This is a genomic window from Chryseolinea soli (genome assembly GCF_003589925.1).
GTDB classification, from domain to species: domain Bacteria; phylum Bacteroidota; class Bacteroidia; order Cytophagales; family Cyclobacteriaceae; genus Chryseolinea; species Chryseolinea soli.
The window spans coordinates 5,250,862-5,276,825 of sequence record NZ_CP032382.1 but is presented as its reverse complement, the minus strand read 5'-3'; the positions used below and the strand labels follow the sequence as shown (position 1 = coordinate 5,276,825).

General features: G+C 52.4%; 20 protein-coding genes. 8 read left to right on the top strand and 12 right to left on the bottom strand.

Features of this window, described 5'->3' with window-relative positions; all coding sequences use genetic code 11:
• Positions 1-29: 29 nt before the first annotated feature.
• From D4L85_RS22435 to D4L85_RS22425, 3 genes are read right to left on the bottom strand one after another with little or no spacing between them, the layout of a single operon-like run.
• On the bottom strand, positions 30-893 hold the full coding sequence (locus tag D4L85_RS22435) for a beta-1,6-N-acetylglucosaminyltransferase (protein ID WP_160143921.1): 864 nt from the start codon (positions 891-893) through the stop codon (positions 30-32).
• A gap of 31 nt (positions 894-924) precedes the next feature.
• Positions 925-2,121: a glycosyltransferase gene (locus D4L85_RS22430; protein ID WP_119756404.1), complete on the bottom strand. Its 1,197-nt coding sequence runs from the start codon at positions 2,119-2,121 to the stop codon at positions 925-927.
• A gap of 1 nt (position 2,122) precedes the next feature.
• Positions 2,123-3,451 (bottom strand): flippase, encoded by a 1,329-nt coding sequence (locus D4L85_RS22425; RefSeq protein WP_119756403.1) that lies wholly within the window; start codon positions 3,449-3,451, stop codon positions 2,123-2,125.
• 51 nt (positions 3,452-3,502) lie between these two features.
• Here D4L85_RS22425 and D4L85_RS22420 point away from each other — a divergent pair, with 51 nt between their 5' ends.
• The gene (locus D4L85_RS22420; RefSeq protein ID WP_119756402.1) at positions 3,503-4,240 is read left to right on the top strand and encodes a class I SAM-dependent methyltransferase; all 738 of its coding nucleotides are present in this window, start codon (positions 3,503-3,505) and stop codon (positions 4,238-4,240) included.
• Positions 4,241-5,005 (top strand): FkbM family methyltransferase, encoded by a 765-nt coding sequence (locus D4L85_RS22415; RefSeq protein ID WP_119756401.1) that lies wholly within the window; start codon positions 4,241-4,243, stop codon positions 5,003-5,005. It abuts the gene before it with no gap.
• Here D4L85_RS22415 and D4L85_RS22410 read toward each other — a convergent pair.
• Genes D4L85_RS22410 through D4L85_RS22400 form a run of 3 tightly spaced genes read right to left on the bottom strand, consistent with a single transcriptional unit; the run spans position 5,002 to position 9,547 of the window.
• Positions 5,002-5,937 (bottom strand): SGNH/GDSL hydrolase family protein, encoded by a 936-nt coding sequence (locus D4L85_RS22410; protein ID WP_119756400.1) that lies wholly within the window; start codon positions 5,935-5,937, stop codon positions 5,002-5,004. The genes D4L85_RS22415 and D4L85_RS22410 overlap by 4 nt on opposite strands.
• Before the next feature lie 4 nt (positions 5,938-5,941).
• On the bottom strand, positions 5,942-7,324 hold the full coding sequence (locus D4L85_RS22405; protein ID WP_119756399.1) for an MBOAT family O-acyltransferase: 1,383 nt from the start codon (positions 7,322-7,324) through the stop codon (positions 5,942-5,944).
• A gap of 6 nt (positions 7,325-7,330) precedes the next feature.
• Positions 7,331-9,547, bottom strand: a complete 2,217-nt coding sequence (locus D4L85_RS22400; protein WP_119756398.1) for a GumC family protein — start codon at positions 9,545-9,547, stop codon at positions 7,331-7,333.
• Positions 9,548-9,657: 110 nt separating this feature from the next.
• Here D4L85_RS22400 and D4L85_RS22395 point away from each other — a divergent pair, with 110 nt between their 5' ends.
• Positions 9,658-10,524, top strand: coding sequence for a UbiA prenyltransferase family protein (locus D4L85_RS22395; protein WP_228450584.1), 867 nt, complete (start codon positions 9,658-9,660; stop codon positions 10,522-10,524).
• Between the two features lie 3 nt (positions 10,525-10,527).
• Positions 10,528-11,124 carry an HAD-IB family hydrolase gene (locus D4L85_RS22390; protein WP_119756397.1) on the top strand — a complete coding sequence of 199 codons (597 nt, stop codon included), beginning with the start codon at positions 10,528-10,530 and terminating at the stop codon, positions 11,122-11,124.
• Here D4L85_RS22390 and D4L85_RS22385 read toward each other — a convergent pair.
• Positions 11,106-12,341: a PD40 domain-containing protein gene (locus D4L85_RS22385; RefSeq protein WP_160143920.1), complete on the bottom strand. Its 1,236-nt coding sequence runs from the start codon at positions 12,339-12,341 to the stop codon at positions 11,106-11,108. The two genes, D4L85_RS22390 and D4L85_RS22385, sit on opposite strands and share 19 nt — an antisense overlap.
• Positions 12,342-12,549: 208 nt before the next feature.
• Between D4L85_RS22385 and D4L85_RS22380 the strand changes: the two genes are divergently transcribed.
• Together D4L85_RS22380 and D4L85_RS34500 are read left to right on the top strand one after the other, a co-directional pair.
• A complete protein-coding gene (locus tag D4L85_RS22380) occupies positions 12,550-13,740 on the top strand; it encodes a glycosyltransferase family 2 protein (protein WP_335621947.1) in 1,191 nt (396 codons plus the stop codon).
• Positions 13,741-14,234: 494 nt separating this feature from the next.
• Positions 14,235-14,372 carry a hypothetical protein gene (locus tag D4L85_RS34500; protein WP_160143919.1) on the top strand — a complete coding sequence of 46 codons (138 nt, stop codon included), beginning with the start codon at positions 14,235-14,237 and terminating at the stop codon, positions 14,370-14,372.
• Between the two features lie 192 nt (positions 14,373-14,564).
• On the opposite strand, the gene D4L85_RS22375 is transcribed toward D4L85_RS34500, so the two are convergent.
• Positions 14,565-17,024: a glycoside hydrolase family 95 protein gene (locus D4L85_RS22375; RefSeq protein WP_228450582.1), complete on the bottom strand. Its 2,460-nt coding sequence runs from the start codon at positions 17,022-17,024 to the stop codon at positions 14,565-14,567.
• A gap of 201 nt (positions 17,025-17,225) precedes the next feature.
• Between D4L85_RS22375 and D4L85_RS22370 the strand changes: the two genes are divergently transcribed.
• The gene (locus tag D4L85_RS22370) at positions 17,226-18,251 is read left to right on the top strand and encodes a zinc-binding alcohol dehydrogenase family protein (protein ID WP_119756395.1); all 1,026 of its coding nucleotides are present in this window, start codon (positions 17,226-17,228) and stop codon (positions 18,249-18,251) included.
• Here D4L85_RS22370 and D4L85_RS22365 read toward each other — a convergent pair.
• Entirely contained in the window at positions 18,248-20,986 is a 2,739-nt protein-coding gene (locus D4L85_RS22365; RefSeq protein WP_160143918.1) for an alpha-L-rhamnosidase, read from the bottom strand. The genes D4L85_RS22370 and D4L85_RS22365 overlap by 4 nt on opposite strands.
• Positions 20,987-21,115: 129 nt before the next feature.
• Complete coding sequence (locus D4L85_RS22360; RefSeq protein WP_119756393.1) at positions 21,116-23,716, bottom strand: ABC transporter permease; 2,601 nt, start codon at positions 23,714-23,716, stop codon at positions 21,116-21,118.
• A 201-nt stretch (positions 23,717-23,917) separates the two neighbouring features.
• On the opposite strand from D4L85_RS22360, the gene D4L85_RS22355 reads away from it, so the two are divergent.
• Complete coding sequence (locus D4L85_RS22355; RefSeq protein ID WP_119756392.1) at positions 23,918-24,667, top strand: motility-associated ABC transporter substrate-binding family protein; 750 nt, start codon at positions 23,918-23,920, stop codon at positions 24,665-24,667.
• Positions 24,668-24,747: 80 nt separating this feature from the next.
• Here the strand turns inward: D4L85_RS22355 and D4L85_RS22350 are convergent, their stop codons facing one another.
• Together D4L85_RS22350 and D4L85_RS22345 are read right to left on the bottom strand one after the other, a co-directional pair.
• A complete protein-coding gene (locus D4L85_RS22350; RefSeq protein WP_119756391.1) occupies positions 24,748-25,464 on the bottom strand; it encodes an SDR family oxidoreductase in 717 nt (238 codons plus the stop codon).
• Positions 25,465-25,532: 68 nt separating this feature from the next.
• Entirely contained in the window at positions 25,533-25,910 is a 378-nt protein-coding gene (locus tag D4L85_RS22345) for a nuclear transport factor 2 family protein (RefSeq protein WP_160143917.1), read from the bottom strand.
• Positions 25,911-25,964 lie beyond the last annotated feature (54 nt).

The following is a 25,964-nucleotide window of genomic DNA, read 5'->3' as shown; positions in this document are numbered from 1 at the left end:
AGCATACAAAAACAAAAGTCGTTAAAAACTTAAGCAATCGTTTGTTTCTTACGGTTGTCCCACGCACGGTTGCTTTGGTCCAGCAGGTCGAGGATCGTTCCGTCCACCGTGTCATCAAACTTGCGTGCCAGGAAAGCCGGGCTCTCCAGCAACACAGGGAGGTCTTCCGCTTTGAAGATCTTCGGGGTCACGTTGCCTTCCGACCAGTCGATGTGCCGGAGATTATTGAACGTAACTTTCTCACGAAGGTACGAGTTCATGGCGAGAGTATTGAAAATAAATTCATCGGGCGACCAAACGGTTTTCATGTGCCGGATAAACTGGGGATTATTTTCAATAAACGCTACCGCGTGATCCACAAACCGGTCGGTGGCCGTAAACCAGGCCGACCGCCCAAAGGGCTCCAATCCGGGAAAGAATTCGCGCTTGGGAATAAACCGGTTGATCAGGTTCTCTAGTCTATACCGGCCCTTCACTTCCCACTCAATCAAATGGTAACGCTCGTAGCGGTGATAGGCTTGTGGCCATGAGGGCATGTCGTAGATCTCGAAGAACTCGGTGCCATAGGAAGCCTTCAAAAATTCATAGAACGCCTCCGTTGACTTCACGGGGTAATCCTGCCCGCTCATGACGTTAAAATATTGAAAGGGCTCCTTGGCTTTCGCCAGGGCAAACGCATCAAGCACCACCTGCACAAACCCGTAGCCGGCATAGACCAGCCTGCGCCGGATGGGCATGAGCGTTACGTGCGGGAGTTCGTTGAATTCGCCCGCATAGGGGCAACGCACGTCCAGGTGCACAAAGTGATGGAAGTGGCGCGCATCGTATTGCTTCATCAGGCGCAATACCTGCTTGGGATTTTTATGGGCGACAACAATATTGGCAATCCGCACACGATCGTGTTTAGGGGTACTGTCTCTTTTTTTACTTCGCCGGTTTCACCTTCTCAATAGCCTCGAGGATGAGTTCGGCATTTTTCTTCCACGTATGCTCCAGGGCAAAATCGCGGCGCGCGGCGGCCTTGGCAGCGTTGTTCTCGGCGATCGCTTTCGGGATCAAAGTTACATAATCGTCTACGCTTTCGCCAAGATAGACGTGCTCGCGAAAGGGATTCATGGCGTGCGTCTTGGTGGCGACCACGGGCTTGCCGGCGGCCAGGTATTCGTCGACTTTGCGTGGATAGTTGCCGATGGTGATCTCGTTCATGGCTTGCGGGTTGATGGTCACATCGACGCCGTAGAGAAATGCCGGCAGTTCAGAAAAATCCTTCTTGCCGAGGAAATACACATTCTTCAGCTGGTGCAATGCGCTTTGTTTGAAGGTATCATCTTCGATGCCGATGAACACAAAACTGTAGTCCGGCATTTTTGTAGCGATGCCTTCAATGAGGCTGATGTCGAGGCGCTCGGCGTTAATGGCGCCCATGTAGCCCACGATGGGCCCGGGGATGTCCTTCAACATCGCATCGATGTCGGCTTGGGGTGGACGGGTGAGGAAATGCGTAACGTCACATCCCTGGCCCACATAGTAGCTGTGTTTGTTAAATTCCGCCGCATAGTCCGACAGGTATTCCGAGTTGGCCACCACCACATCGGCCGACTGGATGAGCGAAGGCTCTACCCGGCCCACATGAAGTTTCCAATACTTCATGGCCGAAAGCTTATCGCGCAGGTAATACACATATAACGATGGCTTCACCAGTTCTTTTATGGCGAGACCGTTGTAGACTTCATTGTCGTTGATGATGATGAATTCATCAAAGCCGATCTGTTTCACCGCCCGGAGAATGGACTTGGAAAATCGTTTGTTGTTCACGCCGTTCACCAGGTTGAACAAGGAGGCGGACTTCACCTGGTTCACAGATTCCAATATTTCCTGCGGAATGTAGTGCCACAGATTCTCTCCTACCTGTTTCAGGAGGTTGCCGGATTTTATACGTTCTTCCACTTCTCTCACAAAGGGTTTGTCGCGTTTCAGCCAGCGGTCTTTGCGCTTCAGAGGGGTGTCTATATATAAGACACGGTGGTTGTGTTTGGCGAGCTCATAGCTGAGGTCCTTGATGTTTGCTCCATAGTTTATGTTCCAGGGCGACAGGCTGAAGATGACAAAATTGTAGGGCATGTTATTTTTTTCTTGAGATAAAGCCCCGGATGTGGCCGGGGGCCGTAGTATAGAATTCCACCAATTGTACGCCGGTACGCAAGAGGCTCACGCCCATCTCGCGCCGCAGCAACACCTGGCTGACTACAAATATAAAGACGTTTGTGATGAGCATAGCCCACACGGCCCCCATAATCCCGAGACGGGGAATGAGCAGAATGTTGACCACAAGGTTCACCACGTTAGCGGAAATGTTAATATAAAAGCTCACATGCGGCTTTCCGATCACCTCGAAGGCCGACCCCACCTGCACGTTGAATGGGATGAGTACAGACGCCGTGGCCATGATCCGCAGGATCGGTGCCGCTTCCAGGTAGGCTTTGCCGGCGGTGATGAGCAACACGATCTGCGGCAGCACAAGGATGCCCACGATCACGGGCAGAATGATCCCCACGATGGTGGCCACCGATTTTTCATAAAGCCTTCCGGCAGCCTCCTTCCCTTCCAGGTTTGCGCGCTCGGCGATCTTCGGGTAAACGATGTTCGAGATCGACAGCGTGGGGATCTCCACAAAATTCATGACCCGCACGGCGGCGTTGTACAAGGCCACCGAACTGTGGCTGATGGAGCCCAACAAAATTTGGTCGGCGTTCTTGCCGATGGTCGATGCCACACCCGTCCCCAGAATGTATTTCCCAAACTTAAACAGGTTCCGCACCATAGCGCGATCGGTTGCAAGCCTCCGCGGAGCAAATTGTTTCGATAAGATCCACGCGGTGACGAGCCCGGCGATGCCCCCCACACTTTGCATGGCGGCAAAAAAATTGAGCGACATATTGGGAACCCACAAAAAGCAGATCACCACCACGCTAAAGAAAAATCCCTGGCGCACCACAGCGCTCCAAAAAACGCCGCGAAAACTTTGGTTCGCTTGTTCCAGGTAGTTGAGCTGCGTCAGCGGGACCAGGATGAGCGATGTGGAGCAGTACCACAAGATGAGCCCCATAATTTCCTTGGTGTGCCAGAAAATGGTCAGGACTGGGATGAGCCCCAGCATGAGCGCAATAAAGACGAGTGTGGAAATAAAATTAAGGGTAATGCTGGCGGTAGTGAGCGAAAACCTGTCGATATTGGGCTGACTGTAAAATTTTACGAACGCGTTCTGAATGAAGGCGGACCGGCTCATTTCCACAATGGAGGTGATCACCACAAACAGGGTCCAGACGCCAAACGTATCCTTGGAAAAATACCTGACCATGAAAAAATAACTCCCGAAGCCAAAAACAAAAATCGCCAGCCGCTGAAGGGTAACGTAGGTACTGGCCCGCACCCAATAATTTTTTTCGGTCATGAAATATTATAATTAACCTTATCTTTGAATCTTCGTAAGTTGATAAAACATATGAAAGTAAGCAACCCTACCTCTCGCTTTAAGCTCAAAATCCCATCCCAGTTCAGCGTATTGGACGTGGGAAGTGGTCACAACCCACATCCCCGCGCAAACGTGGTCACCGACAAATATATCGAGGACAACTACCACCGCGCCGGCGACATCAAAGTACTGAAGAAACAGCGTTTCGTCCAGGCCGATGGTGAAACCCTTCCATTCACAGACAACGAGTTCGATTACGTAATTTGTTGCCATGTGGTTGAGCACGTCGACCATCCCGCGCAATTCATGGATGAGCTCAGCCGTGTCGGCAAGGGCGGATACCTGGAAGCGCCCTCTATGATCGGCGAGTTCATGATCCCACGGGGCGCCCACAGGTGGGTGTTGCTGGAGATCGACAAAAAGATCGTCATCGTTGACAAAGAGCGCCTGGGCATGAAAAGCACCCACGATTTCGGCGATCTCTTCCTCGACTACCTGCCGCGCAACTCCTTCGGCTTCAAAATTCTCCAACGTACCCAACAACAGATCTTCACCGTCAACTACGAGTGGAAAGACCGTATTGAATACGTTGTAGAGCCCACAGATGCCGAGTTGAAAAAATACTTTACGCAAGTTTGGGACAAAAGCATGTACGAACACATTGTTCCCAAACGAAGCCTCGGCCGCGAATACCTGGCCGCCATGGGTGCCACGGCCGATATCTTCAAGGCTGTTTTCAAATCCAAAGTATTAAGCCGATTCCGCTAGATGAGAAATAGAGTACGTTTTTACGAGTTGGGTCTTTGTGTCAAGAGCTATGGTTTTTGGAAAGGCCTGGTCCTCTTCATTAAGCTTAAGTTAAAGAAGACACAATCCATTAACGTAGCGGATGCACGCTATCCCATCTCGCTGCGCAACGGCAGCTCCGATCAATTGGTGTTCAAGCAAGTTTTCCTATTGAAGGAATACGACCTCAACCAGGATTTCGGCATGCCCATCCCTTCGGATATAAAAGTGATCATCGACGCCGGCGCCAACATTGGCCTGGCTTCCGTTTACTTTGCCAATCGCTACCCCAACGCCAAGATCATCGCGATCGAGCCGGAAAATGGGAACTTTGCGCAGTTGAAGAAGAACACGGCGCCCTATAAAAACGTCGTCCCCCTGCAAGCGGCCCTATGGCACGAGAAAGACGAGTTGATCATCAACAACCCCGACTCCAGCGACTGGGGATTCATGGTGGAACAAAATACCTCCAAAAAAGCCGGCGCCGTGCCTGCCCTGTCGGTAGCCGACCTGATGGAACAATACAACATCAAGAGCATCGACCTGTTGAAGATCGACATCGAAGGCGCCGAGAAGGAAGTTTTCGAATTCGGTGCAGAGAAATGGCTGCCCCATGCGAAGACCATCGTCGTGGAATTACACGATCGCATGAAACCGGGATGTTCCCGCGTCTTCTTCGAGGCGATCAAAAAAGAGAATTTTGCACTGCTGGTCTCAGGCGAGAACCTGATCTGCGTACGCGCTTAACGATGCTTTAGCATGTCTGCCCGCGTGAGAATTTCGCGCAACAGGTATTGCTGGCCTTTTTCGCTCAGGTGGCCGTGATCGATGTAGTTCGAAAGATCCTTCGTAAAGAATTCATATTCGGGCGTATTGAAATCGACAATACGCGCATCCGGCATCACTGCCAGCATCTTTTGTTTGTATTCCTCCAGCGGCCCGCGAAACTTATCGTAAAGCGGAAAAGGGAGTGGATGAAAATAGCCGATCACTTTCACGTTCTTCTCTCTGAACGATCGCAGAAGTTCCACAAACTCGGTCATGGCAACGGAGTCGATATCGGTCTTGATGGCGTCGGGACGTTTTAGCTGTTCCTGGATCTTCTCCTCCACCGGCATCACCTGCAGGATCTTGTCGTAGAAATTATAGCCGTAGTCGTTGTACTGGTTTGGCGGATATTTGCCGGGCATCAGGTTGTGATCGCGGATGAAGCGAATGGCATAGGTCTTATACAAGCTCATGGAACCCAGCGCACCGTAATATTCCTTGGGATTGATCATCCCCGTTTTCATGCCATGATCGTGCGTCAGGTAAGGATGGAGACACACCAGCACAAATTGTGGCGCCTTGTGTTGTAGTGCCTTGTCCACCACCGCTTTTTGTTCGGTGATGTTGGCCCCCATCATGCTGAGGTTGTAGATCTTGTGTTCGGTGATGAGCTTGGGGTTCAGGTTGGCCGACAACGACGGTCCCAGAATATAGCCTTCAAAATTTTCGGGCACATAACGGTGCGCCAGCAAATATTTGCTCGTGCGCTCGTCGCTGTAAATGGAGAGGCTGCGTCCTTTCACGGGACGGAACAATCCATAAAGGTCGACATACGCATTGATGGCCACCAGCACGACCGTGAGCAAGATCACGACGAGTGTACAGCGCAAAAGAAATTTACGAGCCGTCATACGTTTAAAAATCAAAGTATAAAAACTCCTGGTTCGTCGCCGAGTTCAGAAACAACAGGTTGAGCATGACCACCATGATCAAGGTCGCCAACCGCCGGTAGTCGGGCTTGAATTCGACACCCAATTCATTCGTATTTTTGGTGAACAGCAAAATAGCGGCGGCGATCCAAATGGGCGCCATGTAATAATCGCTCACCAACGACACGTCGGAGGTTTGTACCCCTTTGCCAACCATCGCTCTCAGCAAATCGATGGCCGAATGCCACGACGGTGCGCGAAAGAAGACCCACGTCACGTTCACATACAGGAACGTGAGCGCCACCCCAAGCCAATCGGCCATGCGGAGATTGAGTCGTGTGAACTGCCGGTGGATCACTAATGCGGCACCGTGCAGGAATCCCCAGAAAATAAATGTCCATCCCGCGCCATGCCAGATGCCGCCCAGGATGAAGGTGATCATCAGGTTGCTGGCCGTACCCCACTCCCCTTTACGGTTTCCTCCCAACGGAATATAAATATAGTCACGCAGGAATTGACTGAGGGTGATGTGCCACCGCCGCCAGAATTCCTGGATGTTTTTCGATTTGTAGGGTGAGTTGAAGTTCAGGGGGAAATCAATATTGAACAACAACCCTAAACCAATGGCCATATCGGAATAGCCGCTGAAGTCAAAGTACAATTGCGTCGAATAGGCCAGCGACGTCACCCAGGCCTGCACGGCAGTGAGCGCCGCAGTGTCGCCATACCCCTTGGCAACAATGGTCGACAACGTGTCGGCGATGATGATCTTCTTGGCCAGGCCCAGGTTGAAAATAAAAAAACCACGCGCCAGGTTGGGAAAATTCAGGAACGCATTTTTCTGGTCTGCAAACTGCGGCATCAGCTGCGTGTGGTGCACGATGGGGCCGGCAATGAGGTGCGGAAAAAAAGTAACGAAGAGGCAGTAGTGCGAAAACTTGTAGTTGCCCACTTTTCCCTGCGAGCTATCCACCAGGTAGGCGATTTGTGTGAAGGTGAAAAAACTCACGCCCAACGGCAGGACTACATTCAGCAAGGCATAATGCCCCTCGAACAGGCCATTGAAATTGGTTAGAAAGAAGTTAGCGTATTTGTAATAGAACAACACCGCCAGGTTTGCCGAAACACCCACGGTGAGCAGCCACTTTTTCCGGTATCGAATGATGAGATTGCCAAACGTGAAATTGAAGATCATCGACAACCCGATCAGGATCAGGTTGGCCGGATTCCACCAACCGTAAAAAAACAACGAAGCCACCAACAACCACAACCGCGACGCCTCCACCTTCTGGCTCGACGACAGCAAAAAGTAAACGATTAAGGTTACCGGTAAAAAAGCAAAAATGAATTCGGGTGCACTAAAGAGCATACAATGCTAGCTTTTCTCCTCCTTAGGAACATTGTTCAGCACAGCGGGTCCCAGTTTATTTTGCAATGATTTAAGGAAGTTAAGCGATTCTTTATCTTCTTCCGTGATGGAAGAGTCAGCCGAGAACACGGGGATAACCAGATCGACAAACCGCACCAGTTCGCGCGAGTCGGAGAACTCGTTCAAGCCCGCGCCTTCCAGGATGATGTAGTCGTACTGCACCTTGAGCCATTCCAGCAACACTTTAAAATCGCCGCCCGGAATGATCTCCGACGGAGAAAGCTGGCTCATTTTGTTCCCGATAATATCCACCATCGGATTGGTGGTGGGGGTGATCAGGTTCGTTTCCGGATCTTTGGCTTCCGTGTGCTTGGCGGTGCCGATCAGTTTGGTGTTCTTATTGTAATATTCCATCAACTGCTTCAGGCTGAAGCGCGCGGTCAGCATCGTGGTGAGGCTGTTGTTGCGCATGTTGGTGTCGATGATGAGGGTACGTTTGTGAATGAGGCCCAGCGAATAGGCGAGCGACATGATGGAGAAGGTTTTTCCCTGTGCCTTCTTGGTGCTGGTCACCAAAATGACCTGCACTTTCCGGTTCTCGATCTCGTAGCGGATCTTGCGCAGATCGTGGTTGAGCCGGTTCAATTCCTGCGACTCGTTTGCTGGAGTGAAGAAATTCCAGTTTGGAGCGGAGCCATTTTTAGGCAGCTGTTCCAGCACACCCGCCAGCGGGAGTTTCGCCAGGTTTTTGAACCGTTGTGGCGTCTTAATGCGGGTGTCGAGCATTTCCGTGAGGATGATGACGAAGGCGCACAAGCCGAAGCTCAGCACGCCCGTGAACACCATAAACACGATGGTCTTGCGCGACTCGGGCTTCTCGGCCACTTCGCCCACCACCACTTGTTTGATGGGCATTTTGTTGGTCACCAGCTTTTCGCGTGCTTCGTTGAACCGGGTCTGGGCCGCCAGGTATTCTGTGCGCGCCACTTCCACTTCCTTGGCCATGGCCTGGCTTGCGGCCTCGCGGCTGGCAAAGTTGCCCACGCTGTAGCGGATGGAATTCAAAATATTGTTGAGCGACACGAGGTTCTCGCGCGAGATCTCCAGGTCGATCTTGGTCTGGTCGCGTTTATCTTTCAGGGCATTCAACTCTGCAGGGGTCAGCTTGGTGGCCTCGCCGGCCGCGTTCATCATGCTTTGCAACTGGTTCCTGAAAAGCGTGATGCTGTCCAGCAGCACCTGGTCGGTTTGTCCGCCGGCGACATAGCGCTCGTTGAACGTGTTTATCTTTTTCCGGAGGTCGACGATCTTGCTGTTGGGTTTGTTACCCTGGCTCCGGTCGGCTTGCTCGATTTTCATCTCCAGGTTGGCTAGCGTCAGTTCGTTGCCGCGGATGCTCTTTTGCTCGTCGGCGATCTGGTCTTCATAGTCCTGGATCTGGCGGATCTTGCTGGCACCTTCCGCTTCCGAGTTGATCATCTGTTGGTTGGACTGAAAGTTCTTGAGGCCTTCTGTTTTCTCGTCGAGATATGCCTTGCGTTGGTCCACAATGGACTGCAACGACTCCAGCGACACATTGGAACGGCTCAGTTTGATGTTGGTGTAATACCGGATAAATTCACTGCAAAGCGTATTCACCACATAGGCCGAGAGGTAAGGACTCTCTGAGCTGTAGCTGATCTCGATATAGTCGGAAATATTGATGCGGTTGATGGCCAGCTCTTCGTTGAGCGCTTCGTAGTTGTAGCCGTAAACGTCCATCACTTTTTTGACCAGCTTTTGCTTGGGGTCGGTGAGGTCCAGCAGCGTCTGGCTTTCGAGCTTCTCGTTGAGGATCTTCTCGAACTCGGCCTTGTGACTGCTAAGGTCTACGTTGGCCAGTTCCTCCAGCTTGGATTGGGATGGTTTGCGGAAGGGCATTTCCTTGCCATCGAGGTCGCGCAACAGCAACCGGTAGGATACCTGCGAAAGCACCACCCGCGACTTGATCTGTTCGATCAGGTTGGTGAAGGTGATCTGCATTTCGTAGGGATTGAAATATTTCCCGTTGTCGCCGATCAACTCATCGGTGACGGTAATGCCGGTGGCCATCTGGGCGCTGGACCGGTACTTCCATTCGCCCAGCATCCGGATGAGGAAAGCTCCGCCAACCGATAGCAGCGGGATGATGATGAGTATCCAACGTTTTCTCCACAGAACACGGAAGAGGGTTTGTAAATCCATACACTAGGGCATAAGGTATCAAAGTTCACTAAAAAATCGTAGCCTTCAAAAATATTCGTCAGTTATACAGCAGGATTGTTTCAACCCTTTATATTTACGAAAAACAGTCTATGCTGGCGTATATCAAACTCATTCGGGTTCACCAATGGGCTAAAAATACTTTCATTTTCGTTCCCATCTTCTTTGCGGGGCAAGCGTTCGAATGGGACCACTACCCCAACCTAATCCAGGGATTTTTTGCCTTCAGCTTCATGGCCAGCGCTATATACATTCTCAACGACTATCGTGACCGCGAAGTGGACCGTCTCCATCCCAAAAAACGGTTCCGACCGCTGGCTTCGGGGGCAGCGAATGTTTACGTCAGTTTTGCACTTCTGGGCGCCCTGCTGGCGTCCTCCCTGTTTATTGCCTTTTCACTCGATCGCAATTTCCTCATCCTACTGAGCATCTACGGCCTTATGAACGTAGCGTACACTTTTGGGTTGAAGAATTTATCCATCGTCGATATCTTTATTGTCGCCTCCGGATTCCTTTTCCGCATCTACTCGGGCAGCGTGCTGTCGGGTGTTCAGATCTCGCATTGGCTCGCCATCATGGTGATGCTGCTGTCGTTGCTGCTGGCCCTCGCCAAACGCCGGGATGATCTGGTGCTGGGCAAAGACGGCAACGTCGTGCGCAAATCGTCACGAAACTATAATGTTGAGTTCATCAACGCCTGCCTGGCCATCTTTGCCGGTATCATCATCGTTGCGTATATCATGTACACCGTGTCGCCCGAGGTGACGCAACGTCTCAACACGCAATGGCTTTTCGGCACCACCATTTTTGTGATCGCCGGGGTGATGCGCTATTTGCAGATCACCTTTGTCTCGGAAAACAGCGGATCGCCCACGGCCATCCTGCTCAAAGACAAGTTCATCATCCTCACCTTGCTGGGATGGATCGTGAGTTTCTACCTCATCATCTACATCCACTGAGGCATGGCGCAAAAGCACCTGGTCCTTTTCGATTTCGACGGTACCCTCACGCGGAAGGATACCCTCTTCGCCTTTATCCGCTTCTATCATGGCACCTTGCGGTTCCTGTTGGGCTTCGCCTGGCTCAGCCCCGTGATGGCACTCTACATGACCAAGCTTATCCGAAACGACCGGGCCAAGGAAATTGTTTTAAAACATTTTTTTGGCAACGTTCCCGTGACGAAGCTCCGGACAAAAGGGATCGAATTTGCCACCACCGTCGTCCCCTCCCTCCTCCGCGACCAGGGATTGGCCCTGCTCAAGGACTATAAACAAAAACAATACGACATCGCCGTGGTGTCGGCCTCGCCGGAGGATTGGGTTGGCCCCTGGTGTGCTCAATGGCAGATCCGTTGCCTGGCCACCCAACTGGAAACCCGTGATAATCTCCTCACCGGCAAGATCAAAGGACAGAATTGTTTTGGCGAAGAAAAAGCCCGTCGCATACGCGAAGCATATGACCTGGCCGGCTACGACCGCATCATTGCCTATGGCGACTCACGCGGCGACCGCGAAATGCTGGCCCTGGCTACAGACCCCCACTATCGCTCCATCGTCTGACGCATCAGGACCAACTCGATCTGGTCCTTGCCCCCTCCTTTTCCAGCCTTGCTCAGCTTGTCGATGCGCGACCCGTCTATTCCAGCCAAAACCAACTGGTTGATCACTTCCAAAAGGCGCTTCGAGGTCTCCTCGTCCTCTTTGTCAAAATATTGCAGTTGCACGCGAATCTCGTGCTTGCTCACCAGTTTGTTGGTGAGAAACCAGATCAGTTCGCGTTGTGGCGAGGTCAGCGTGGTGATGCTGGGGGCAAATTCAATTTTGCGGATCACCCTGATTCCCAGCAGTTCTTCGGTTTCTTTTTCGGTGAGGTAAGTGGCGGTGGCCGCCGAGGGGCGAAGCTTGGCCTTCGTCCGGTAGATATCGTCCGACTTTCCTCCGCGGTTGCTCACGAAGTAGGCCGAGGAATCTTTTTGCATCGAAAAATATGCATCGAATTTGGGGGAGTTCACTTGCGTCCCCAGGTTCTTGGGCACCGTCCACGTTTCCCAGGAGTTGTAGAGACGGTCGCTGTAAAAAATATCGGCGTCGCCCGATCCGGGGTGGCCATTGCTGGAAAAGAAAAGCCGGGTTTTGTCGGCCGAGAGGAAGGGCGAGATCTCGAAGCCTGTCGTGTTGATGGTGGCCCCCAGGTTCTGCAGGGTCGACCATTGGCCATCGGCAGCCTTCAGACTGATGTAGAGGTCTTCCTCGCCCCGGGAGTCGGGGCCCTTCATGGAGACGAACATCACGTCAAAATCCGGCGACACATAAATGCCTAAAAATCCTTCGGAACTAAGGCCCTTGATCGGGACCAGTTCCGGGCGCGTCCATCCGGTTTCGGTGCGCTGTAGAAAATAAATTCCCTTTGGTATTTTCGACGACGTGGTGTTGAGCATGTACACCACTCTCCGCCGGGAGTTCACGCCCACTACGGAGTTGTTCCCTTTGTCGTTTGGCAGTTCGTTGTTGACGGCCCGGCCCCAATCTTTGGTGGTCGTATTGAAATGGCTCACCCAGGCGTCGGTGCCGGCGTACTTACCGCCTTCATTCTCGACGGAGCCCGACCGGATAAAATATAGCGTGCTTCCATCTTCCGATAACAACGGCGCGGACTCATTCTGATCGCTGTTGACACCCGGCGGCAACTTCACCGGTAGACTAAAATCCAACTCCTGCCCTACTGCTAGGCAGGCCGGAAAAGAAAGTAAAATGATAATAAAACTAGCTAAGCGCATCCGCCCATTTTTTTTTAGTATGCCTTCGTTGTCACGTGGTAAAATCGGGTGCATTCCTCACGGCAGCAACCCACTCCAAATAAAATGCCAGGGAGACGTGAAGGCGGGGATTACACACGTTGGCAACTGACAAAAATAATAAATATCTTAACTTCTCCGTGTTCCTATTTAAATTGCCCTTTGTAGCTTAAACTCCCCAAAACCCTCGATGATGGATACGCTCGCGTTCTACCTTTTCTGGCTCGGCAGCGCCGTGGTCCTCTACACGTACATCGGCTACGGCATCGTGGTCTATGGGCTGGCCAAACTCAAGGGCAAGCCCACCCCAATCCAACCCTTGCCCGACGCCGACCTGCCGGAAGTGACCCTGCTCATCGCCGCCTATAATGAGGCCCCCTACCTGGAAACAAAGGTACACAACACCCTAAGCCTGGACTATCCCACAGACAAACTCATCGTCAAATTTGTGACAGACGGTTCCTCCGACAACAGCCGCGAGGTGTTGGGCAAATTCCACAACATCGCCGTGTATCACCAACCCGAACGCCGCGGCAAGATCCACGCCGTGAACCGGGTGATGAAATACGTGACCACCCCCCTGGTGATCTTTTGTGATGCCAACACCGACCTCAATGCCCAGGCGGTCCGCAACATCGTGCGCCACTACCAATCCCCCGACGTGGGCGGTGTGGCCGGTGAGAAACGCATCTTCAAAAAGGCCAAGGACAATGCTTCGGGTGGCGGCGAAGGCTTGTATTGGAAATATGAATCCTTTCTCAAGAAAAAAGATTCCGAGCTGCACTCCGTAGTCGGAGCCGCGGGTGAGCTGTTCTCCGTGCGCACGGCCCTCTATGAGACGCCGCCCGAAAACATGATCATCGAAGACTTCTACTTGTCCATGCGCATCGTGGGCCAGGGCCACCGCTTCATCTACGAGCCCGAAGCCTATGCCACCGAAATGGCGTCGGCCTCCGTAGAAGAAGAATGGAAACGCAAAGTGCGCATCTCGTCAGGTGCATTCCAGGCTATGGGCATGTTGATGTACCTCCTCAACCCGTTCCGCTATGGCATCGTGAGCTTTCAATACTTCTCGCACCGCGTGCTGCGCTGGACGCTGGCGCCGCTTTCGCTGGTACTGGTTTTCGCAAGCAGCCTGTACCTGGCCGGGCAAGGTTTATTGGTTTATCAACTGGCCCTTGCTGCACAAGTCTTCTTCTATGCCATCGCCTTTTTAGGGTATCTCAATCGCGACAAGGAAATTTCCATCAAAGGCTTTTTTGTCCCCTACTATTTTTCCGTCATGAACCTTGCCGTGTTCGCAGGATTAGGAAGATTTATGAGAGGAAGTCAAACCGTGTTGTGGGAAAAAGCAAAACGGTCGGTGGTAAACGAGCCTTAAACATTTGCATACGAAAAAGAAAAAAAGTGAAAAACGCTTTGCGCCAACTTTGCCTGTCCGCCGCAGCTTTAGCGAAGGAGGGCGACTTTCTTTGCTCGCCGAAGCTTCAGCGAAGGCGAGGCGGTTCAAACTGAGTTTACTTCCTTCCACAAAAATCTTCACATTCGCGAGACGCACCCACCAAAAATTTAAAAAGTCCCCGAAAACATGCATCCCTTTTCCAAAACAGTGTTGCATTTAGCCCGATTCACCCCAAACCCCCGAAACGAATTTTTTGTCAAATTATTTCATTACCGATAGGCCATCCGTAACATTCGGCTCCGTTTTAAACCCGTCTGGCGACGCGATGTGTGGCCGTTTTCTGCCGATCACATGTGTGAAAGAAAGTTTCCTTAAGTAAATAAAAGGCCCCTAATAAAATTGAAAACAATACACCCTTGATTAAACACAAAAATTGAAATGATTTCAGTGCACGCGATGCTCTACCTTGGTATATGCCTGAACGTGTACACGGAAAATATGAAATAAACCCCATAAAAAGGGGGTTGATCATCGCTCTCACCATCAGTTTGCTCATCGGAATCGCCATTGTCCTCCTGGTGTTCTTCGTCATCGATTCACTCACCCGCTAAAAAAGTTTTTTCATCGCCATTTCTTTGTAAAAAGAGGAGTCGTCGTCCATCCGAACGCGTAACGCATGGATGAACGGTCATTACCGGCGATAAATCCGCAGTTCTGCACCGTCTTGCGGCATTCGTCTTGTTCTTTTTTACTACACCCGGAAATACATCGCATTTCCAGTGCTCAAACGGATTTTTTACCGCTCATTTCCGGGCTTTGACGGTATAGGTGGCACCCTTTTTTGTGGGAAACGTCGTCACGTAACCTTGGTCGCTTTTCGCTGATGTCGCTTTCGCTCCTTTCACCCGTATGGGAACCGCCGAGCGTATCGTACACATCACCCCATTCAACGACAGGATGCTGGCCTGTTGTAGTGTATTGTTCTTCCACGTCATGTCCACCACAAATCCACCTCTTGCTTTCAAGCCGCTAACGGTACCGCTAGACCATTCGTGAGGAATGGCCGGCAAAAGATGCAGTTCCTTGAGATGACTTTGCAATAACATCTCCGTGATGCCGGACGTGCCACCAAAATTTCCATCGATCTGGAACGGTGGGTGGGCATCGAACAGGTTGGGATAGGTTCCGCCACCGTTCGAATAGTCTGTTCCTTCCATGCCGGTGAGGGTGAGTTGTTCACGGATGAGTTTGTGCGCGTGGTCGCCATCCAGCAGGCGTGCCCACACGTTGATCTTCCACCCTTTCGACCATCCTGTGCCACCGTCGCCGCGCAGTTCCAACGATTTGCGGGCGGCGTTGGCAAACTTCGGTGAGGTCAGGGGTGAGATCTCGCGGCCGGGGAAAAGCCCGAACAGGTGCGAAATGTGGCGATGCTGTGGATCTTCTCCATCCCAATCCTTATACCATTCCTGCAAGTCGCCTTTCTTGCCTACCTGCAAAGGAAAAAGTCTGCCGCGCTGAGCGGCCACTGTTTTTCGAAACGCTTCATCGGTCTCCAACACGGCCGACGCTTCCATCACGTTGTCGAACAAGTCGCGGATAATAGACATATCCATCGTGGTGGCAACGGAGACGGTGCCCTTCACGCCCTTGTCGGCGACAAAAACATTTTCCGGTGATGTGGAGGGGGCGGTCACAAGGTTGCCGTTCTTGTCTTCGATCAACCAGGCCATGCAAAACAAGGCAGCATCTTTCATCACGGGATAGGCGGTGTCGTGCAGATACGTTTTATCACCGGTAAATTGGTAGTGCTCCCACAGATGCTGACACAACCATGCACCACCCACGGGCCAGTTTGCCCACGAAGGACTGCCGCTCACGGGGTTGGTGGTGGCCCAGATGTCGGTGTTGTGGTGCAGCACCCAGCCCGGAGCTTCATAGAAATTCTTTGCCGTCTCTTTCCCGGTGACCGACACATTCTGAATGAGATCGATCAGCGGGAGATGCAATTCTGAAAGATTGCACGACTCCACCATCCAGTAGTTCATTTCCGTGTTGATGTTGGTGGTGTAGTTTGCACTCCACGGCGGCCGCACTTCCTGGTTCCACAAGCCCTGCAAATTGGCGGCTGTGCCTCCAGGCCGCGATGCAGAAATGAGCAGGTAGCGGCCGAATTGAAAATACAAGGCTTCCAAGGCAGGGTCTGCTTCGCCTTTCGTATACCGCTTCAGGCGCTCATCCGTGGGAAGTGCGCTTGGGGGATTGCCGTTCAGTTCCAGGCGAACGCGTTGGAAATATTTCTGGTAGTCGCCGGCGTGCGCTTGTTTCAATTGATCAAACGAAAGTCCACTCGCAGCACTCATATGTTGGGTGGCGATGGCGTGTTCGTCTTTGCCATCCTTCAAAGGGCATTTGTCAAATCCGTTGAAACTGGTGGCAGCCGAAACGAACAGCAGGGCCTCCGTTGCGTTGCTCACTTGCACGCCGGTTTCGGTTGTCGTCACCTGGCCGTCGCTGGTCTTCACATTCACTTGAAGTTCAAAGCGCATGCCTTTGCATTGTTGCGGGTCGTTGTAGATGACGGGCAATTCCATAGTTTCCAGGTAGCTGGGATCGGTGTGGACGGGAGCATTTCCCTTCAGTACGATTTGGTTGCCGCTGGCTTGCGCTTTGGCCGACAATGGACTGGACGTCTGTGCCGTGAAATTCAAGGCTCCTTTTTTGCTTGCCGTGATGCGGATGACCATCACCCGTTGGGGCGCGGAAATAAATTGCTCGCGGGTGTACTCGACGCCGTCCACCGTGAACCGCGTAGTGGCGATGGCACGCGAAATGTCCAGGTCACGATAGTAAGCGGTTGGTGTCCCGTTCAAGACTTGTTTGAGCTGGAGGTCTCCCAGCGGTTCGTATGATTCCGTGAACAGGCCTTGCATTTTTTTTGTCAGCGCTTCGGCCTTCTGGTAATCTTCTTCGAACAAGGCTTTCCGGATCGCCGACAGGTATTGTGGTGCAGCCGGATTGGGATTGGTGTTGACGGGCCCGCCTGACCAAAGCGTGGCTTCGTTGAGCTGGTAGCGTTCTTCGGCGACGCCACCAAACACCATGGCGCCCAAGTGGCCGTTGCCCAGCGGCAAGGCTTCATTCCAGTTTCGCGCGGGTTGCCGGTACCAGAGTTTCAGATCGTCCTGCGCAAGAACGTTTTGGGAAATTACGCAGAACATAAACGATGCAAGACAGATCAGGCGTGCAGAGGGACGGAGCATAAAAAATAAATAAGATAGATGGATACCATAGTGAAAAGAGCGATCAATATAACACACTTGCCCGTGGGATGACAGTTTCTTTTTTTCAGCGCCTATTTTTTTAGGGCGACGGGGCACCTTCCCAAAATAATGTCACATCTTTCTTATATTTCACCTTTTCTTATCCTGTTTATTTGGAGGCTATCTTTACCGGTAAAATTTATGCGATCTATCATTTGTGAGCGTCCTGAGTTGCTTTCGTTTCAAAGCAAACCCGAGCCTTCGCTGGAAAGCGGGATGACTTTGCTGCAGGTTAAGCGCGTGGGCATTTGTGGCACCGATCTTCATGCTTTCAAAGGAAACCAGCCGTTCTTTTCCTATCCGCGCATTCTGGGCCATGAGCTGGCCACGGAGGTGACGGCGATCGACGGCCCGGATCATGGACTAAAGGTTGGCGACAAGGCCGTGGTCATCCCTTATATTCACTGCGGCCAGTGCGTGGCCTGCCAGGCCGGAAAAACCAATTGCTGCCAGAACCTGAAGGTCTTCGGCGTGCACACCGACGGCGGCATGCAAGACATCATCTCGCTGCCACCCCACTTGCTGATCCCCGCCAACGACCTGTCGTTCGACGAGATCGCCATTGTGGAACCGCTCTCCATTGGCGCACATTCGCTGCGGAGGGCCAGTGTGAAAAAGGACGACCTGGTGGTGGTGTTGGGATGCGGTCCGATCGGTATGGGGATCATCCAATTGGCAAAATCTCTCGGCGCGACGGTGGTGGCCGTCGATATCAACGAAGGCCGCCTGGAGCTGGCGCAACGACACTTCGGAGCAGACGCGATCCTACTGGCCAACACAGAGGCCATCGAAAACCTGAAAAGATTTACGGGTGGCGACCTCGCCCATGTCGTTATTGATGCCACGGGCAGCAAGCGGGCCATTGAAAACGCTACCGACTATATGCGGCACGGCGGCACGCTGGTGTTGGTTGGTCTATTCAAAGGCGAGCTGGCCTTTCAGCACCCTGCCCTGCATGCCAAGGAAACCACACTGATGTGTAGCCGTAATGCCACACGCCAGGATTTTGATTTTGTGATGAACGTGCTTCGTCAAAAGAAATTCAATACAGAGGCCTACATTACGCGGCATGCATCGTGTGGCGACATTTTGATAGAGCTGTCCACATGGGCCAATCCTTCCTCGCCGGAGATCAAAGTGATGACGGATTGGGATGTGCGGATCTAATTCCCGGCCATTTCAAAATGGTATTTCCCAGCTTCCAGTTCAAGCACCACCCTCCCCTGCCCGGTTCCAGTGATTCGAATTCCCTGGCTCGCTAACGTGTTACCGCTTTCTTTGATATTCGTCGCCTTACCGGTGGGCGCATAGTAGGTAGCCGTGGTGTTCACGGGCACTTCGATGTCGTGGACAAATCTGCCGTTCTCATTTTTCCATTCGCTTGAGATGGATCCATAAGCCGACTCATATTTTCCTTTTGCCCATTGCAGGATTTCCGTATGCTCGGGTTTGATGATAAAGTGCTTGAATCCGGGTACGTTGCTGTCGAGGCGGATTCCCGTCAGCGCTTTATAGAACCAAGAGCTCATGTCGCCGAACATAATGTGATCGAGGGACCACTCGCCTTTCCAATCTTCCCACTGCGTGGTTGCGCCCTTTGCCAGCCAGTAGCCCCAACTGGGATAGGTGGTTTGTGTGATCACGTTCAGGGCCAGGTTGGCTTCTCCTGCGTCGGTCAACGCATGGGGCATATAGCGGGCGCCGAGAATGCCGGTGTCGATGTGATCGTTTCTGGCGTGCACGGCCTGCACCAGTTTTTTGCGAACCGCGTTCACGAGGTTGTCGGGCACCAGTCCGTGGAAGAGTGCCGTGCTCAATGCCGTTTGTGAGCCATTGGCATAGGTCTGTGTTTTGGGATTATAATATTTTTTATGGAAAGCCTCTTTTATTTTGGCGGCCAAGGCCTGGTAGGCTTGCTGATCGGCTGTGTTGCCCAGCAGACCAGCGGCCTTGGCGATGGTGGACGCACCATAGTAAAAATATCCGGTGGAGGTAACTCCGACGGGCGTTTCCGTTTCCACCGGGATCCAATCGCCAAGACCAAAGTCGGCGATGAGATCGGGGGAACGCATGTGCATGTAGTCGACATACTTTTTCATGGTGGCGAAATTGTCCTGAAGGATGCGGCGGTCGCCGGTGTACCGGTAGGTTGCCCAGGGAATGACGATGCAGGCGATGTCCCACGCGGGTCCGTTGCCCCAGTAGTAGCCCCATCCCGGTGTGGGGATGATGCCGGGCAAGCTACCATCGGATTGTTGCTCGTCGCGAATGTCGCCCAACCATTTTTGATAGGCCGTGGCTGCATCAAAGTTCGACAAGCCGCCTTCGCAAGCCAACTGCGCGTCGCCGGTCCAGCCATTCTTCTCGCGCTGAGGACAGTCGGTGGGGAAGCCGACAAAATTATTGCGATACGACCAACGGGTGGCCTGTTGTATTTTGCTAACGGTTTCGCTGGAGCACGTGAAATCGCCCACGCTCTCAAACGCGGTGGAGATGGCTTTCGCCTGAATGCTTTTCAATTGCGGCAGTTCGCCATCGGCCCACACTTCCACGTAGCGAAATCCGTGATAGACAAACCGCGGCGACCACCGTTCGTCTCCCCCGCCCTTCAGCGTATAGCGATCGATCTGGAACAGCGAGTCCGCTAACAAGTTATTGATGTTCGACTGGTCGGCGGCCCCATTGGCGTCTACCCTTTCGGCATACTTGAATTGGAGTCGGCTGCCGGCTTTCCCGGAAACGTTCAGACTCACAAAGCCTGCCATGTTCTGCCCAAAGTCATAGACGATGTGGCCATTGGCCAGGCGTTGGGATTTCACCGCATCAAGCACCTGCGTTACCTGCACCGGAGGCTGCTTTTGAGACCGCAACGTTCCGATCGGACCAGCTACCCGGCGTACAGGCTGCCAGTTCTTTTCATCGGCTTCTGCTTCACTCCAGCGTGGCACTTCCAGGCGGGCATCGTAATACTCTCCCTGGCGCAGCGCCGTAAACAAGGTCGGCCCTGCGATGGCCAGCCATTGAGTGTCGGTGGATATCATTTGCTTTTCGCCGTTGTCGTAGGTGATCTCCAATTGCAATTTCAGGGCAGGCAAATTTCGCCAGGGCGCTTTGTCGAAACCCCATACTTCTTTTGATGTGGAGTTATACCAGCCGTTTCCCAGCATCACGCCCAGGGCATTGGCACCACCTTTCAGGAAGGAGGTCACATCGTAGGTTGAAAAGAGAACGGTCTTGTCGTAGTTTGTAAAGGCAGGGTTAAGAATGTCGTCGGAAACTTTCTTTCCATTGATAAACAGTTCAAAAAAACCGGGCGCAGCCACATAGACGGTGGCTTTCGCGATATTTTGCCTGAGGTCGAACTTCTTGCGCAGCAGGGGCATGGGTTCCAGGAAGTCGTGCGTCTCGCCTTTGATCATGGCATAGCGGTGGCGGTTCAGTTTCTGAAAATCAAACACGGCAGGAGCGCTGATCCACGCTGCGGTGAAATGTTCCAGGCTTACGGTCATCTCCCAAAACTGTGCGGTGCTGTAAGGCGATTCTTTCCCATTGCGATCCCAGATTTTCACTTTCCAGAAATAGCGCTTGCCATTTTCCAAAGCCCGGCCATCATAGGGAACGAGTACCGATTGTTCCGACATCACTTTCCCCGAATTCCATACGGGTGCCCGTTCTATGTCGCTCTCGGTGAGGCCCACCACGATCTGATACGCGGTTTGCTTTTCGCCACGAGCGGTCGAGGCGATCTTCCACGAAAGTGCCGGATGCGCATCCTCGACGCCGACAGGATTTGTGGCGCTGTTGCAACGCAAGTCGTAAAGCCGGATGTCTTGCGCTTGTACAATGCTGCATGCTGAAAGAAAAGCGATGAGGACGCAGATGGTGGACTGTAATTTTTTCATGATGCCAGAAGTGTATGGAATTTTGTCCAATGTCCTTCTTAAAATTAAATCATGCAAAATTCATCAGCGATAAATCGTGCGTCGCGATACAGGATAGATCAGGATGGTTAATGCAGTTGATGCTGCAGGTTATTCACATTTCATCGCGTCCACTGGGCTTCGCCTGGCGGCAGCCACCGTAAGCGCGCCGGTGGTGATAAGCGCGAGCGCGGCAATAATCATTACTGGTCCAGCAAACATCAGGATGCCCAATGGCATTTTATAGGCGTATCCTTCAAGCCATGCGTTCACACCATAATAAATCAATGGCACACCCAATGCGCCGCCCACCGCGATGAGCCGGAGAAGGTCGCGTGTTAAGAAGATGACGACATCGGAAACAGAGGCTCCAAAAACTTTCCGGATGCCGATCTCTTTCTCTTTACGGTTGACGGAATATAGGGTGAGGCCGAATAGTCCGGTGCAGGAAATGAATGCCGCCAGCAGTGAAAGTGCAGATACCAAGGTTCCCAGTTTTTGATCGGCGTTATATTGACGGTTGAAAAATTCATCGAGGAAATAATATTTGAAAACATTCCCCGCGTAAGCTTGTTTCCATTTGGATTCTATCGTGATCAAGGTCTTAGAGATATTTTCCGGTGCGACCTTGATGGCATAGCGTGGATTGCGCGGATATCCTTTCATGTAGAGCAGCGGCTCAATACCCGATTGTAATGAACGGTAGTGATAATCTTTCAACACACCGATCACTTCGAACTGGCGGCTGCCCACAAAGATCAATTTTCCCAGCGCCGCCGCGTTCGTGGAAAAACCAAACATCCTGCATGCCGCTTCGCTGATGAGCATTGCTTTGCGATCGCTCTCCGCTGCAGCATCAAAATTTCTTCCTTCCAAAAGTGGCAGCTGGAACACGTCCAGGAACTCGGTGCCCACGGCAACGATGCGGCTGTGAAATCTAGGAGTAGCGTTTTCCTGTCCTAAAGTAATATCCATCCGATGCCAATCGATCTCTGTGCCCGCAAAGGTCGAAGCGTAGGTAACCCCAAGCACGCTGGGCAACATCAGCATTTCATGCTTGAATGTCTCAAACTTTTGCACGGTGGTGCCGTCGGTCACTAAGGGTTCCTCCACGATCAACGTTTGATCGATGGCGATGCCCAGGTGTTGGCCTTGCATAAATCCGATTTGCTGCCGGATGGCCACTACGGCCGTGATCAAAATCATCGACACGGCCAATTGAACCGTCACCAAAACTTTGCGCAGCACAGCACGGTCCGTGTAGCCGTTGATCTTCCCCTGAAGCGAAGACAAAGGCTTGAAAGAAGATAGGGCCAATGCCGGATAGAAGCCCGCACACAACGACGTTATCAAAATAAAACCGGGGATAAAACCAACTGCCCATGGCTCGTTGAACAGTGTGACGGGAATCGGCTCTTGCAAAACGTCCGTTACCAGGGGCCATGCCATAAAAAATAAGATCACGGCAAACCCAAACGAAAGCACATTAAAGAAAAAAGATTCCATCAAAAACTGGAAGACCAACTGGCGTCGCGTGGCCCCCATCAACTTGCGAATGCCAACGGCCTTCATGCGCTCGAAGAACCGGGCTGTAGAGAGATTAATGTAATTGAACCATGCCAGCAACAGGATCGCCGACGCCAACAGGATAAAGAAATTCACCACAGCCCCCCGGCCGCTTCCATCCAGCGCATGGAGCCGGATCTCGCGTACGGGTTCCAGCAAGTAACGGTCGCCGGTGTTGTCGTGGTGATGTTCTTTGACGATGCGGGACAATGCGAGGTCCAGGTCGCTGGGTTGCACGCTGGATGATAACACCACATACGTGTTCACCTCGCTCCAATCCCAATCTCCATTCCAGGCCTGCTCGTTCTCGGGTGGCAGCAAGAATTGAAAATGCTGGTGCGCGTTGACCGGAATGTCCTTGAACACGCCGCCGATAGCATAGGTCTTTGGTTGCAGGCTGTTGTTGTTGAACCCCACTTCCAACGTCTCGCCCGTCACGTCGGGCCGGCCGAAATATTTCATGGCCGCCGACTCCGAGATCAGGAGGGTGCTTGCATCGCGCATCCCATCTGCTTTTCGGCCCGTGGTCACCTCGAGGTCCAGCACGTCAACGATCGAGGGGTCGGCAAACACGATCTCTTCCCGGTCCTCGACCTGGCGCGCCTTGTGCGTCACCACGCCCCGCGTTTTGAAACCGATGCGGGCCACGGATTCCACGCCGGGCGCAGTTTGTTTCAACGCATACCCCAGGCCCGCGACCGTGTGGGGAGTGATCTCGTCGAAAACACCGTTCTCTGTGTTGTACAGGTTTACACGATACGTCCTGTCGGCGCGTCTGTTAAAATCTTCAAAGCTATTCTCGAACAAAACGAATTGGGTCACCAGCAAACACACCGTCACACCCAGGGTGAGGCCGGTCAGGTTCACAAACGAAAACGCCTTGCTCCTGCCCCATTGACGGGCGATCACCTTGGCGTTTGTGCGGAGCATGAGATTATGGTTTGGTGTTTGAATCTTGTTTCTCAACAAAATACCCGGTCTGAAAAAACGGAGCACATTCCACAACAGCCTTCGGGAAGCTTCGCGTTCTCCAAAGGCCATCACGTCCTTCTCATACCGTTGCAAGAGGTCGCCTTCGATGGCTTCACGCAGAGCGGGCGGGCAGAATCCTTTTAACAAACGGAGGGCCAAGTTGCGTAGGTGCATAGCACGAGAGGTTATATCCTTATATTTTGTTAAGTAAATAACACAATAAATTCCTGAATTGCAATGAAGCCGGTATCGATCACTTTTGTCCAGTTGCGGGCACGCCCTTGCAAGCAACGCTACGAATAGGTGGTGCCAGGGGGTCTGGAGAACCTGGCATACGCATTGTCATTGTCGTCGCATATATCAACCTATTCTATTATGCGCCCTATTAAATTATTTGCACTCCTTCTTGCCATTGTTTTCACGGGATACGTCGAAGCCCAAACTCCGAAAAAAGCCAAGCATCGGATCGTTATCGATCTGGCCCATAAGCAAATCTTTTGGAACGATCCGGCGGGTGTGGAGGGTAAGGATCCTTCCCTGGTCAACCGGATAAACTATATGACCGGCGAGATAACGAAAACCGCCAACTCCGTGGATGCGGAATTGGTGTATATCAAAGATGAAATAAAACCGGAGCAGCTCACCAAAGGCAGTCTCTTGTTCATCCATATCCCGTCGGGACAGTATACTCCAGCAGAAGTTAGTGCCGTGACCAAGTTCATCAGCAACGGCGGCTCGTTGTTCGTCGTCATGGACGCGGACTACTGGTCCAACCTGAAACAAACCAACGTGAACGATCTGATCCGCCCGTTTGGCATTGCGTTCGATGGGCCCAACCCCGATAGCTTGGCGGGCGGCTCAACCAAGGCCGGCGTCATCACCCCGAAGCCTTTGAAGATCTCCTATCACGGTGCCAGGATCGTGAATGGTGGCACGCCATTCTGTTTTAACATCCGCACCGAAAAATTTCCCTTTGGCGTATACAAGGAAGTAAAGAACGGTGGCAAGATCATCGTGATGGGCGACGGCATGGTGTCGTTATACATGACCAGTTGGGAAGGCGTCGATGACTATCAATGCCAGGAATTTATGCACGATACCTTTCAGTGGCTTTTGAAGCGCTGATGGGATGGCTCCTCTCTCCTTTTGTCGACCAGACCGAGGCAGGCAAAGCAGGCGATGTTGAAAGACCAAGAGCAAACAGCTCACGTGAGGCGCAACCCGCCATCGATTTCCAACACCGATCCGGTCATGTAGTCATTGGTCACCGCAAAAAGTATAGCCTCCGCAATATCCACAGGCTGTGCAACACGCCCTGCTGGGATCTGGGCGGCATACGCTCCGAATGTTTTCTGTTTTGAATCCTCATCGAGGAAGTCCCACCAGGCCGTGTCCACAACGCCCGGGGCGACGGCATTGATGCGCAAGGGCTTCAGTTCCCGGGCCAGCGATGGCAGCATCGCTTCGATGCTTGCATTGATCGCGGCCAGACCGGACACACCGACTGCCCTGGAACGCGACGATATCGAGGATACCAGCGTGATGCTTCCCTGCTTGCTCAGGTAAGGCAGCGCGGCCTGCATGATGTTCAGCTGCGGAAATAATTTGCCTTCCAGCCCTGTGCGGATATCATCCAGGTTCAGGTCCTTGAACAGGCCACCGCCTTTGCCACCACTCAACGTCACCACCAGGTGATCGAATGCCCCGTAGCGTTTAAAGAAAGCGTCCAATTGTATTCGATCACCGGCATCTACCGCAGCGGTGTTTACTTGTGGGAATTTAGCGGTGACCGCCTGGAGCTTATCCGCGCCGCGGCTCAGCGCGGTCACTTCGGCGCCAGCTTCGGCCAGCATGGAAACCGTGGCCAATCCAATGCCGGAGCTTCCTCCGGCCACTACGATTCTTTTGTTCGTTAATTTCATATTGGTTTGTTGTTATTTTTTTTTAATGATCCATCTTGTGTCGGAAAAAATCCGGTACCCTGCGTCCCTTATACAATCGGATTACCACTTCTGGTGGTGTCGGGGACCTCGTGCGACAAGTCCCAGTGTTCTACGATCTGGTTGTCGTCCACCCGGAAAATGTCCACCACGGCCGTGCCCCGGTGGCCCGATGCTGCCACGGCCAGGCTATGCACGACCACCAGGTCGTTCTCGGCAATGACGCGTTTCACCTCCCAACTGCCCTGTGGCATGATGGTACCAAACAGGTAAGGCAGAAACTGTTTCAAAGCTTCCCTCCCGTTGTCGAGGTTGGGATTGTGCTGGATGAAGGTTTGAGGAGAAATATACCGGTCGATGGCGTCGACACGGCGATTCACCCATACTTCCTGCATGTAGTTCATGACGATCTCCTTTGCTGTTTTCATGGTCTTTGTTGATTTGAATTTTTTGATTGGATTCAACACTACAAAGGTGCAGCC

Coding starts and splice junctions, on each gene's coding strand:
- D4L85_RS22430 (WP_119756404.1), bottom strand. CDS start 2,121: ATGCCCTACAATTTTGTCATCTTCAGCCTGTCGCCCTGGAACATAAAC.
- D4L85_RS22425 (WP_119756403.1), bottom strand. CDS start 3,451: ATGACCGAAAAAAATTATTGGGTGCGGGCCAGTACCTACGTTACCCTT.
- D4L85_RS22420 (WP_119756402.1), top strand. CDS start 3,503: ATGAAAGTAAGCAACCCTACCTCTCGCTTTAAGCTCAAAATCCCATCC.
- D4L85_RS22415 (WP_119756401.1), top strand. CDS start 4,241: ATGAGAAATAGAGTACGTTTTTACGAGTTGGGTCTTTGTGTCAAGAGC.
- D4L85_RS22410 (WP_119756400.1), bottom strand. CDS start 5,937: ATGACGGCTCGTAAATTTCTTTTGCGCTGTACACTCGTCGTGATCTTG.
- D4L85_RS22405 (WP_119756399.1), bottom strand. CDS start 7,324: ATGCTCTTTAGTGCACCCGAATTCATTTTTGCTTTTTTACCGGTAACC.
- D4L85_RS22400 (WP_119756398.1), bottom strand. CDS start 9,547: ATGGATTTACAAACCCTCTTCCGTGTTCTGTGGAGAAAACGTTGGATA.
- D4L85_RS22395 (WP_228450584.1), top strand. CDS start 9,658: ATGCTGGCGTATATCAAACTCATTCGGGTTCACCAATGGGCTAAAAAT.
- D4L85_RS22390 (WP_119756397.1), top strand. CDS start 10,528: ATGGCGCAAAAGCACCTGGTCCTTTTCGATTTCGACGGTACCCTCACG.
- D4L85_RS22385 (WP_160143920.1), bottom strand. CDS start 12,341: ATGCGCTTAGCTAGTTTTATTATCATTTTACTTTCTTTTCCGGCCTGC.
- D4L85_RS22380 (WP_335621947.1), top strand. CDS start 12,550: ATGATGGATACGCTCGCGTTCTACCTTTTCTGGCTCGGCAGCGCCGTG.
- D4L85_RS34500 (WP_160143919.1), top strand. CDS start 14,235: ATGCCTGAACGTGTACACGGAAAATATGAAATAAACCCCATAAAAAGG.
- D4L85_RS22375 (WP_228450582.1), bottom strand. CDS start 17,024: ATGCTCCGTCCCTCTGCACGCCTGATCTGTCTTGCATCGTTTATGTTC.
- D4L85_RS22370 (WP_119756395.1), top strand. CDS start 17,226: ATGCGATCTATCATTTGTGAGCGTCCTGAGTTGCTTTCGTTTCAAAGC.
- D4L85_RS22365 (WP_160143918.1), bottom strand. CDS start 20,986: ATGAAAAAATTACAGTCCACCATCTGCGTCCTCATCGCTTTTCTTTCA.
- D4L85_RS22360 (WP_119756393.1), bottom strand. CDS start 23,716: ATGCACCTACGCAACTTGGCCCTCCGTTTGTTAAAAGGATTCTGCCCG.
- D4L85_RS22355 (WP_119756392.1), top strand. CDS start 23,918: ATGCGCCCTATTAAATTATTTGCACTCCTTCTTGCCATTGTTTTCACG.
- D4L85_RS22350 (WP_119756391.1), bottom strand. CDS start 25,464: ATGAAATTAACGAACAAAAGAATCGTAGTGGCCGGAGGAAGCTCCGGC.
- D4L85_RS22345 (WP_160143917.1), bottom strand. CDS start 25,910: ATGAAAACAGCAAAGGAGATCGTCATGAACTACATGCAGGAAGTATGG.